General features: G+C 32.5%; 9 protein-coding genes. All 9 read left to right on the top strand.

Annotation, left to right across the window (positions count from 1 at the left end; all coding sequences use genetic code 11):
* Nucleotides 1–210: 210 nt before the first annotated feature.
* Nucleotides 211–1,140: a DnaD domain protein gene (locus tag ERL59_RS19960; protein ID WP_160647995.1), complete on the top strand. Its 930-nt coding sequence runs from the start codon at nucleotides 211–213 to the stop codon at nucleotides 1,138–1,140.
* A 44-nt stretch (nucleotides 1,141–1,184) separates the two neighbouring features.
* Nucleotides 1,185–1,337: a hypothetical protein gene (locus tag ERL59_RS19955; protein ID WP_160647994.1), complete on the top strand. Its 153-nt coding sequence runs from the start codon at nucleotides 1,185–1,187 to the stop codon at nucleotides 1,335–1,337.
* A gap of 13 nt (nucleotides 1,338–1,350) precedes the next feature.
* Nucleotides 1,351–1,620: a hypothetical protein gene (locus ERL59_RS19950; RefSeq protein ID WP_160647993.1), complete on the top strand. Its 270-nt coding sequence runs from the start codon at nucleotides 1,351–1,353 to the stop codon at nucleotides 1,618–1,620.
* Nucleotides 1,617–2,027 carry a RusA family crossover junction endodeoxyribonuclease gene (locus tag ERL59_RS19945; RefSeq protein WP_160647992.1) on the top strand — a complete coding sequence of 137 codons (411 nt, stop codon included), beginning with the start codon at nucleotides 1,617–1,619 and terminating at the stop codon, nucleotides 2,025–2,027. The genes ERL59_RS19950 and ERL59_RS19945 overlap by 4 nt, the downstream gene beginning before the upstream one ends.
* Nucleotides 2,028–2,193: 166 nt before the next feature.
* Nucleotides 2,194–2,676, top strand: a complete 483-nt coding sequence (locus ERL59_RS19940) for a sigma factor-like helix-turn-helix DNA-binding protein (RefSeq protein ID WP_160647991.1) — start codon at nucleotides 2,194–2,196, stop codon at nucleotides 2,674–2,676.
* A 1,088-nt stretch (nucleotides 2,677–3,764) separates the two neighbouring features.
* Entirely contained in the window at nucleotides 3,765–6,608 is a 2,844-nt protein-coding gene (locus tag ERL59_RS19935; protein ID WP_160647990.1) for a hypothetical protein, read from the top strand.
* Nucleotides 6,609–6,874: 266 nt separating this feature from the next.
* Nucleotides 6,875–7,081, top strand: coding sequence for a hypothetical protein (locus tag ERL59_RS19930; protein ID WP_160647989.1), 207 nt, complete (start codon nucleotides 6,875–6,877; stop codon nucleotides 7,079–7,081).
* Between the two features lie 126 nt (nucleotides 7,082–7,207).
* Nucleotides 7,208–7,573, top strand: coding sequence for a hypothetical protein (locus ERL59_RS19925; protein WP_160647988.1), 366 nt, complete (start codon nucleotides 7,208–7,210; stop codon nucleotides 7,571–7,573).
* Between the two features lie 372 nt (nucleotides 7,574–7,945).
* Nucleotides 7,946–8,949, top strand: a 1,004-nt coding sequence (locus ERL59_RS19920) for an RCC1 domain-containing protein (RefSeq protein WP_268894528.1), incomplete at its 3' end; no start/stop codon positions are given.

Here is an 8,949-nt window from a genome sequence, read left to right as displayed (position 1 = left end):
GGTTGATAACGGTGTATGTGTGTGTAGAGGTTGCCATAGTTGGGCGCATACATCTAACGAAGGCCGAAGGTGGTTTGAAGGCTATAGAATGAGGTATTTGATATGAACAAAGTGGAGGACATAACGCATAACAAAATATATCTAATGAGTTGGATGGTCGGTTTTTGGTTTCAAGAGTTAAAAAGAAAATCCGCATAGGGGATGAAAAAAATGAAAGAGGCGTATTACTTTTCACACGATGCAAATGCTCGTCATGATCCTAAAATATTGGCAATGCGAAGTGTTTATGGAATGGAAGGGTACGGACGGTATTGGGTGCTTGTTGAGTTCCTAAGAGAGCAAACGAAATACAAACTTAGAAAATCTAAGCACTTATGTAATGCGTTAGCAATGCAAATGCAATGCACAGCAGAAGTAGCGCAGAACTTCTTGAATGATTGTATTAATGAGTTTGATTTGCTTGTAGAAGATGATGAATTTATATGGAGTGACTCCTTGTTAAAGCGAATGAACGAAAAAGATAAAAAGTCTGAAAAAGCAAAAATGGCAGCAAAGAAACGATGGAATAAAGCCAATAACGACAAGGGTTCTATGCCTTCGGAAAGCAAAGAGGATGCAAATGCAATGCAAACGCATAGTGAAGGCAATGCTTTAAAAGAAAGGAAAGGAAAAGAAAAGAAAGTAAAGGAAAGTAAAGTAAAAGAAAATATAAAAACAACTACTACTACAACAGACGAGAATTGTTTTAAAAATTATCAAAATGAAATCGGTATATTAAGTTCATCAGTCTCTGATGATTTAAACAACTGGTTAGATGATTTTAACAACGATCACAGGATTATAAACCTAGCAATCAAAATAGCAGTAGATCGGAATAAAAGAAACATAGGATTTATCAAATTGATTTTAAAAGACTGGTATAGCAAAAATGCAAGCACGCTTGAAGATTGCGAAGCATTGCAAAAGGAGTTCGAGAACAAACAACATCTGTATAACAAAAAAAGAAGTAACGGAACATCTGGTAAACCTAAAATCGCACCAATGACTTATACAAACAAAGATGAATCTGTATCAAAAGAAGATTTGGAAAGAATAAAAAAATTAGCTGTTGAATGGGATGGTGAAAGGGGAATATCTTAAATGCCATCCTACCAAGAAAATCAAATGATAGAGGAATGGTACTCATGGGAACATCTTATACAACAAGATTTAAGTCAACTAGCAGAATCCAATTTGTATATAAGCAAATGTCAGCAGTTGGAATCGGAAAGCAAATGAGAGAAGAATTTGTCATTCAAAAACTTAAAAATTTGATTATTGAGGTTAGTCAAGGGTAGAAAGGGTGAGGATATGATAATTGAAGGTCAAGGAAAAGTAGTAGATGGTGAAAGAACTTTCATAGTGTATGCAACAGATAAAGAATTAAGGCTATTAACTGATAAACCTTCAGATTACACAAATTTATTGAAGGTTGGAGATGCAATTGAAGTTAGTAGAAAATATGAACTATTCAACAAAATTCAACGTTATGGAAATGCAATTATAAATGATTTTGATGCGCTTAGGAATGTGTTTATAGATATTGGTTTAGGGGATGTGAAGAGGGGGGATGCGGATTGATTAAATTCACAGTATTAGGGAAACCAGTTGCACAGGGTAGAGTAAGAACTACAACCATTAACGGTAAACCAAGATGTTATGATCCTAAAAAATCTAGTGACTATAAAGATTATGTACGTCTAGCAGCTACACCACATGCTCCTAAAAGTCTTTTAGAAGGTCCTTTATGTATGAAACTTAAAATATATAAACCAACTCTTAAAAGTTTTAATAAAACAGAGAAAGAACAGGCTGAATTAGGTTTGTTAAGACCGACAACAAAACCTGATATAGATAACTATGTAAAGGGAGTTGCAGACGCACTAAATAACGTCATATGGAAAGATGACAATCAGTTAGTAGATGTATTTGCGAGTAAGTTTTATAGTGAGAAGCCACGTATAGAGATTGAGATAGAGGAATTATGAACTAGTTAATAGCTCTAGTAAATAGATAGGAATCGACATAAAGGAATTCGGTGCAACTAGATTAAATTTCAAAGAGGAAAAAAATTACCCTCAGTAGTTGATTGACTAACTGAGGGTAAGAATATACGATTTTCACTCTATTATTATATCATATGGGGTGAGGGGAATGGAACTACTTTTGGAAGAGTATAAAAACACTAAAAAGTCACTAATGAAATTGAAAGAGAACACCTCAGAAGAACATGAACGTAAAACAATCGGCAGTATGATAACAAGTTGTGATTATGTCATCAGGTGGATTGAAAAGGGTGGAGAACCAGATTCAATAAGAGGCATTGAACGAAGATCTGTTTATCAGAATACCCATGTATGGGATCCGATATGGATGCAATCTTTTGCATCACCTGAGTCCTGTGGAAGTTTTACAACTTTATCTGATTTTCAAAGATATCAAATAGAGGATGCGCTATCTACATTAACAGAAAGAGAAAGAGAATGTTATGAACTTCATTTTGGAAAGTGTTTTAGTTATGAAGAGATCGCTGGATTTTTAAAAGTTAGGAAAGGAACGGTCCAAAATTACATGAAGAGGGCTGAGGTTAAAATAAAAGCTTCTAAATTAAGTAGTTTATTTCTTCAAGTAGGGTGAAAAAGCGGATCATTAAATGTTCAAGAAAATCTATAGGTATAGAGAGGGGGAAACATTAAAATATAGCTTCCCTTTTCCTATTATTTAAAAAATAGAATATGTAATTTTTGGAAAATTAAAAAGATAATAAATTTTTGTTGAATAATCATACATCATGTCGTAAAATGTTAGTTATAACAAACTTAATCTTATAACTAATTTATTTAAGATCTGACCATTAGTTTAAGAATTTAAAAGTTTCTAGTGAAAAACACTGACTTTGCAAATTAAATAAAATTACATGAAAATTTTTGCTTGATATATTGAAAAAAGAGGTATTTAAAAAATCTACTGTCACTTTGGCGAGTTACAGTAGAATTTTCTCGAAACACAAGTTTTATATTATTTTTAAAAATAGGTTGAATTATTATATTAATAGCTGCAACTAACTAATACATTCAGTTAGTTACTATAAATTTTAAAAAGGGTGTTAAATTTGAAGTTGTTTACTTAGAATGATATTTTTTAATTTACTTTATCTCTTAAATAGTAAAGGAGTGATAGTTGAAATATAATCGTTTTCTTTTTATCAATAACGTAAAAGATACTCAATATTTTTTTACTCTAACAATTTAATGCTTTAAACAAATATAGTATTGTACTAGAAATAGTTGCTTCACTCTACAGAAGTCTTTTTAAATCTTAGAACTTTGAATGGACGACCACGTTTTCCTCTTAATACAGAGGAAGAATATTTGAGATCTCAGGTAACAAAGCGATTTTATTAATTAGTTATCACAAAATTATTAATTGAAGGAGGTGAGTAATTTGGAACCGTTTACTTAGAATCATAGAATTTTATGTACTTTTCCTTAATAGTAAAGGAGTGGTAGTTGAAAGGGATAAATTAAGGTTTTTTTTTCTTTGAAAAGCTTTTTACGGTTAGGTTTATTATTTTCTATATTGAATAAAAAGAAGTAAACGAAAATCAAAATCCCATTTTCACTTTGGCGGGTAGCAGTAGAACTTTCTTTAGTAAAAGATGTAAAAGATTTCATCAAGAGGAAGGATGTTATCATTTTTTATAAATTTATGGAAGGAATGAGAAAATGTTGATGATTAAAAGAAATACATTATCAAGCTTTATGATAGGATCGTTGTTTATCATTCTTTTGGTAACCATGAGCGTATTCACTGCAACAAACGTAAATGCACAAGAACGAGAAGGATATGAAATGGTTGATTATGGTACTCATAAGGTATATTTTCCTAAACCAGTAATACAATCTACTACAAAAAGTAGTTCTGGAACAGTTAGTACTACTACTGGAGAAGTTAGTGAAGAATCCAAAAAGACGTTACCTGAACTTAATGTCGAAGGTCTTAGAAGTTTGGATGATCTGCCAAGAAGTACTTATGAAAATAGAACCATTCATAAAGGATTAAGGGTAGATAATACAGAATATGTACCTGTTGATTTTTTAGTTGTTGAAGATGAATATCAAAGTGATTTAATGTTAAGTGAGTTAAATATTTCATTGAGTCATCTGGACCCTTTTGTGGATACATTTTTAGGCGTTTATAATCCGGAGAATGGAATGGTGAGCAATTACTTCCCAGTTAATCCACCTTCAGTCATTACTCTTTTATTAAATTCAGAATCGCACTTTGCGGAGGGTCTTACATTAGATGTTGAAGAATGGTGGGAAACAACGAATCTTGGAGCTTCTAATGGTTCTCCGAGCACTGCAAATATCACAAGAGAGATTGGTATAAATGAAGGACAGCAGAGATCAACTTCAATAACACATGGAGTGGGAGTAGGTATTGAATGGGGTTTTACGAAAAAGTCTGACTTTTTGATTGCAGGTGCGGAATGGGAATTTAAAAACTCCATTTCATATAATTATTCTAATAATGAAACAACGTCATTTTCTAGAACTTACAATTCATCTATAACAGAAGCATTCACTGTGGATTTTGGGACTTTGTTTCCAGGCCATCCCTATATTTGGTCTATCTATGATTTAGTCACCCATACTAAAGTGAATTATGCAGAGGCAGAAAATTTCAAAGCTCTTGGTCCTGCTCTTAGAGGTTCGAGAATTAGTTATGGACTTCAACCTTATATGAGCTCTCAAAATGTCAAAATATATAATAAAACTTATCAAACTGTGGAACTACCTATCTTTGAGGAAGATTTGAATTTAGAGATTAAGCCTAACAATTTAACAGTATCTCAAGACTTTCAGAACTTAACTCTCACACTGAATTGGGATGCAGTACCTGCTGATCAGATAGCGGATCCTGCTGCACCATCTCTAGCGAATAATGGAAAAGTAGCTGGTTATTATGTTTATAAAAATGGTGTGATTGCTGCACTGATCACTGATCCAACTAGAAACGAATGGATAGATACTAAAATAAAGCCTAATCAAAACAATAGCTATTATGTCAGATCATATACTATTAATGAAATGGCAGATATTATAAATAAAGTGGTACAAATTTCTCTTCCTTCTAATACAGTGATTGGAAGGGTAGAATTAAATGCAGCACAATTAAGAGATATGGTCATCGGATGTTCAATTCCGTTTGCTTGGGATGATGATCAATTGCCTACTGGAGAGAGAGTTTATTATGCCATTTATCTTGGAAACCCAGATGCAGGTGGTACTATAATGGGTGAATTTGAAGGGGATGATGCTTCGATAAACCTCGACCCTGAGTTATATGATTTATTAAAAGAAAACACCAATCAATCTTATTATATTGTGAAAACAGTCCTTTATGATGGTAGTCCTGTTGAATCTGAAGCCGTCTCACTTCCTAACAATTTTACAGTGACAGATACAGCATTTTTATTTGATCTTCCAGACTTTAGGGGAGATTGTGTGACAGTAAGTAAGGGTAGTACTGGTAGTACTCATTTAATTGATGTTGGCTTTGATAACAAGGTGTCCTCCATGTTAGTCCAAGGGAATGTATTTGTCAGACTATTCCACACTTATAGTACCCATGACTTTGTTGAAGAGGTACAAACGTTTTTTACGGATGAGAATGGATTTGCTCATATTCGTGACTTAAACGATACCATTATAGGATCGGATACCGTATCTTCTGTAAGGATAAGCGATAAGAAAGAAGGAGTCTATTTATTTGAAGAACAAGATTATTATGGTTTTTATTCCTATCTTTCTATTGAGGATGGGGGAATGGCTCGCTATAGTAATCATTACTGGCATACTCGGGATAACGTAAGCTCTATAAAAGTAATTGGAGATTATGCATATGTTGGATATGAGCATGACAATTATACAGGGAATATCATTACAGCTACAGAGGATTATGGTAATGGGAATTTAGGTAGTATGAGTAATAAAATATCAGGATATTTATTACTTCATGGTGAAGGTGTGTATTTCTTTGACTATACTAAATATAGAGGGAGTAAAGTGAAACGTATCAAACCAAATGATGTGTATACTTGTAATTGGACAGCGATGTGGAATTGTGGATTTCCTGAAGATGATTTAGGTTCTGTGTTCATTATTGGAGATTATGGAGTGACATTGTATGAACACACCGATTTTGAAGGTAAGGGCCAAAATAATAGATATAGTGTGCCAACAATTCATATTGGAAATGATAAAATGTCATCATTTAGAATCTATCCAAAAGGTGTCTATTTAGATGAGGATCCTATATTTATGGCTTCTGGAAATCATGTACTAGCAAAAGATCCTGGAGAATATAGATTTATAACACAACTAGGAATTGAAAATGATTCACTTTCTTCAATCTTTGTTATCGGTGATTATAGAGTAACCCTATACACAGATCCTATTTTTAGAGGACATAGTAGCGTGTTTACCGACGGTCAATATATAACGGCTTTTGAGTGGAATGGAACGCATGATAAAATTAGTTCCATTAAAATTGAAGAATATTAAAAAGAGTAAGTAAATGAATAAGAGAAGCAGTCCTATTAGTGAAAAGTATGCTTAAGGGACTGCTTCCCTTTTTATTTATCGTTGAAAAAATAGCTTTTTTTGTCTTACGTTTGCCACTTTATAGTGAGAACATATATTTGATATATGTGGGAAAATATCATCCATTGTGCTAGGGGAGGGAAGCAGGATGATAAAAAATAGTGAAAAAGATGTTAATAATATAATCTGTGAACACAATTATATAACAACAAGGGAGAATGGACTTAATGTATGGATTAATGAGTTTCTTTTCATTTGCAACATTAGCCTTTGGTCTAGCGACAAGTGTATTTTACATTTATGCGATAGTTAAGGCTTTTGACTTCATGAAATCTAAAACTGAAAATGATCTAAGAGCGAATGAAATTATGGAACGTAATAATCAATTGTTAGAGCAGATACTTGCTGAAAGAAGTGAAAAAAAAAGAAAATAATTAATTCTAGGTATAAGCACTCATAGTAGTGCTTTTTTACTAAATTATAAGTCTAACTCTAGATTGTTTTACTTATTAGAGTTAGACTTACTTAGTATATTAATCACTAATGCTTATGAGTAGAATATGGAGGTGATCCTCATAAAAAAAACAATAATAAAAATTTTATTTGTCTTAATTTTATTGGTCACTAGTATCCTCATAAACAAACCAGATGAACAAGATTTTGTTAATTGGTTTGAAAACGAGTATGATATTACGTGCTTTGATACAGAATGTGCCAAGATCGAAATGGAATTGAATGATAAAGGCGAATCCAAAACAACTATACTTGGTAGAGCAGAAAGTAACTATTCTCCAGGATTATTTAATTTAAAATTACAAAGATTATATAGAGGTCTCGATAATAAAGGTGATATGTTTTCTATAGAAGTAATAGGTTTTTTTGGAAATTTCAAGGTGATTGAACAATGGGAAAGAATAGGCGAATAAAAATAGTTCACTCTCAATAAATGGTTTTATGTGGTTAGACTAATTTGAGTTAAAACTTAAAGGCTATTTGCAATATGTTTTATAGTTTGAATAAAATTTTATTATTAATCAAAAGGGCGCAGATATGCGTTCTTTTTTTGTTGGGAAAATATCATCCATTGTGCTAGGGGAGGGAAGCAGGATGAAAAAACTGAAAATAAAAGTAACATATTTCCATTGGAAAATATTCAATTTATTATATATGATTTATAAGATTGAAAGAAAAAGTTGGTAATAAGTTGATTGAAGGAGGGACAATTGATATTCATTAAAAAACTTATGAAATTTCCCTAAATAACAATCAATAAAATGAATTTTAAAGGAGAACTAGACATGAAAAAAATTAAACTATCTTTACGCATTATTTTATCCTTTATATTTATTATATCCATAATACTCCCTCAAAAAATCGATTCTGCAGAGGAAGTAGATGGTGGGTTAAATTTAAGTTATTTGGACAATAAACTATCTCATATTGGGGTGGGTTCTAGTCATACTGTTGCTTTGGAATCCGATGGTACTGTATACGGGGTATGTAGTAGTTGTACTTTTGGTCAAATTGATGTGACACGTTGGAAGGATATTGTTCAGGTTGAAGCTTCAGTTAGAAATACCATTGGTTTAAAATCGGATGGGACAGTGGTTACTACAGGAGATGATTCTTACACCAGTACTTCCAGATGGACAGATATTGTTCAAGTAGATATAACTGAACAAAATGCTGTAGGATTAAAGTCCGATGGAACCGTAGTAGTAGCAATAAATCGATCCTCTGATTTTCCCGTTGAAAATTGGACAGATATTATACAGATAGATATAAAATCTTCTACTATTTATGGTTTGAAGTCCGATGGTACAGTGATAGCAACAGAAAATAGTGCTACAGAGGTTGTTGAAAATTGGACAGATATTGTACAAATATCTACAGATACCGCACTTGTAGGATTAAAATCGGATGGAACAGTGGTAGCATATGGTCCTACTCTTAGTGATGATGCTCTCAATATAATAGATTCTTGGACAGATATCACTCAAGTATCTGCTAGTAGCCGTTTAATTATGGGTTTAAAATCTAATGGAACTGTAGTTGCAGCAGGGGAATTATTAAATGGAACTCCAAATGATGTTCAAAAGATTGAATCTTGGACAAATATTGTTCAAATATCTGCAGGCTCTAATCATGCTGTGGGATTGAGATCTGATGGAACATTAGTTGTATCTGGATTATACCTACATGAAGAGGCTAAGTATGATCAATTTAAAAATATCAATGCTTTTAACTTACCATCATTATCAGGGATAGAAAGTGCAAATCGAATTGTTTCCGAAGGTACTAG

The organism is Chengkuizengella marina, assembly GCF_009910845.1.
Lineage (GTDB): Bacteria > Bacillota > Bacilli > Paenibacillales > KCTC-33759 > Chengkuizengella > Chengkuizengella marina.
The sequence above is the reverse complement of the archived record's forward strand: the minus strand, read 5'-3'. Positions and strand labels throughout refer to the sequence as shown.

Excerpts from the sequence above, each read along its gene's own strand:
- ERL59_RS19960 (WP_160647995.1), top strand. The coding sequence starts at position 211 with ATGAAAGAGGCGTATTACTTTTCACACGATGCAAATGCTCGTCATGAT.
- ERL59_RS19955 (WP_160647994.1), top strand. The coding sequence starts at position 1,185 with ATGGGAACATCTTATACAACAAGATTTAAGTCAACTAGCAGAATCCAA.
- ERL59_RS19950 (WP_160647993.1), top strand. The coding sequence starts at position 1,351 with ATGATAATTGAAGGTCAAGGAAAAGTAGTAGATGGTGAAAGAACTTTC.
- ERL59_RS19940 (WP_160647991.1), top strand. The coding sequence starts at position 2,194 with ATGGAACTACTTTTGGAAGAGTATAAAAACACTAAAAAGTCACTAATG.
- ERL59_RS19935 (WP_160647990.1), top strand. The coding sequence starts at position 3,765 with ATGTTGATGATTAAAAGAAATACATTATCAAGCTTTATGATAGGATCG.
- ERL59_RS19930 (WP_160647989.1), top strand. The coding sequence starts at position 6,875 with ATGTATGGATTAATGAGTTTCTTTTCATTTGCAACATTAGCCTTTGGT.
- ERL59_RS19925 (WP_160647988.1), top strand. The coding sequence starts at position 7,208 with ATGGAGGTGATCCTCATAAAAAAAACAATAATAAAAATTTTATTTGTC.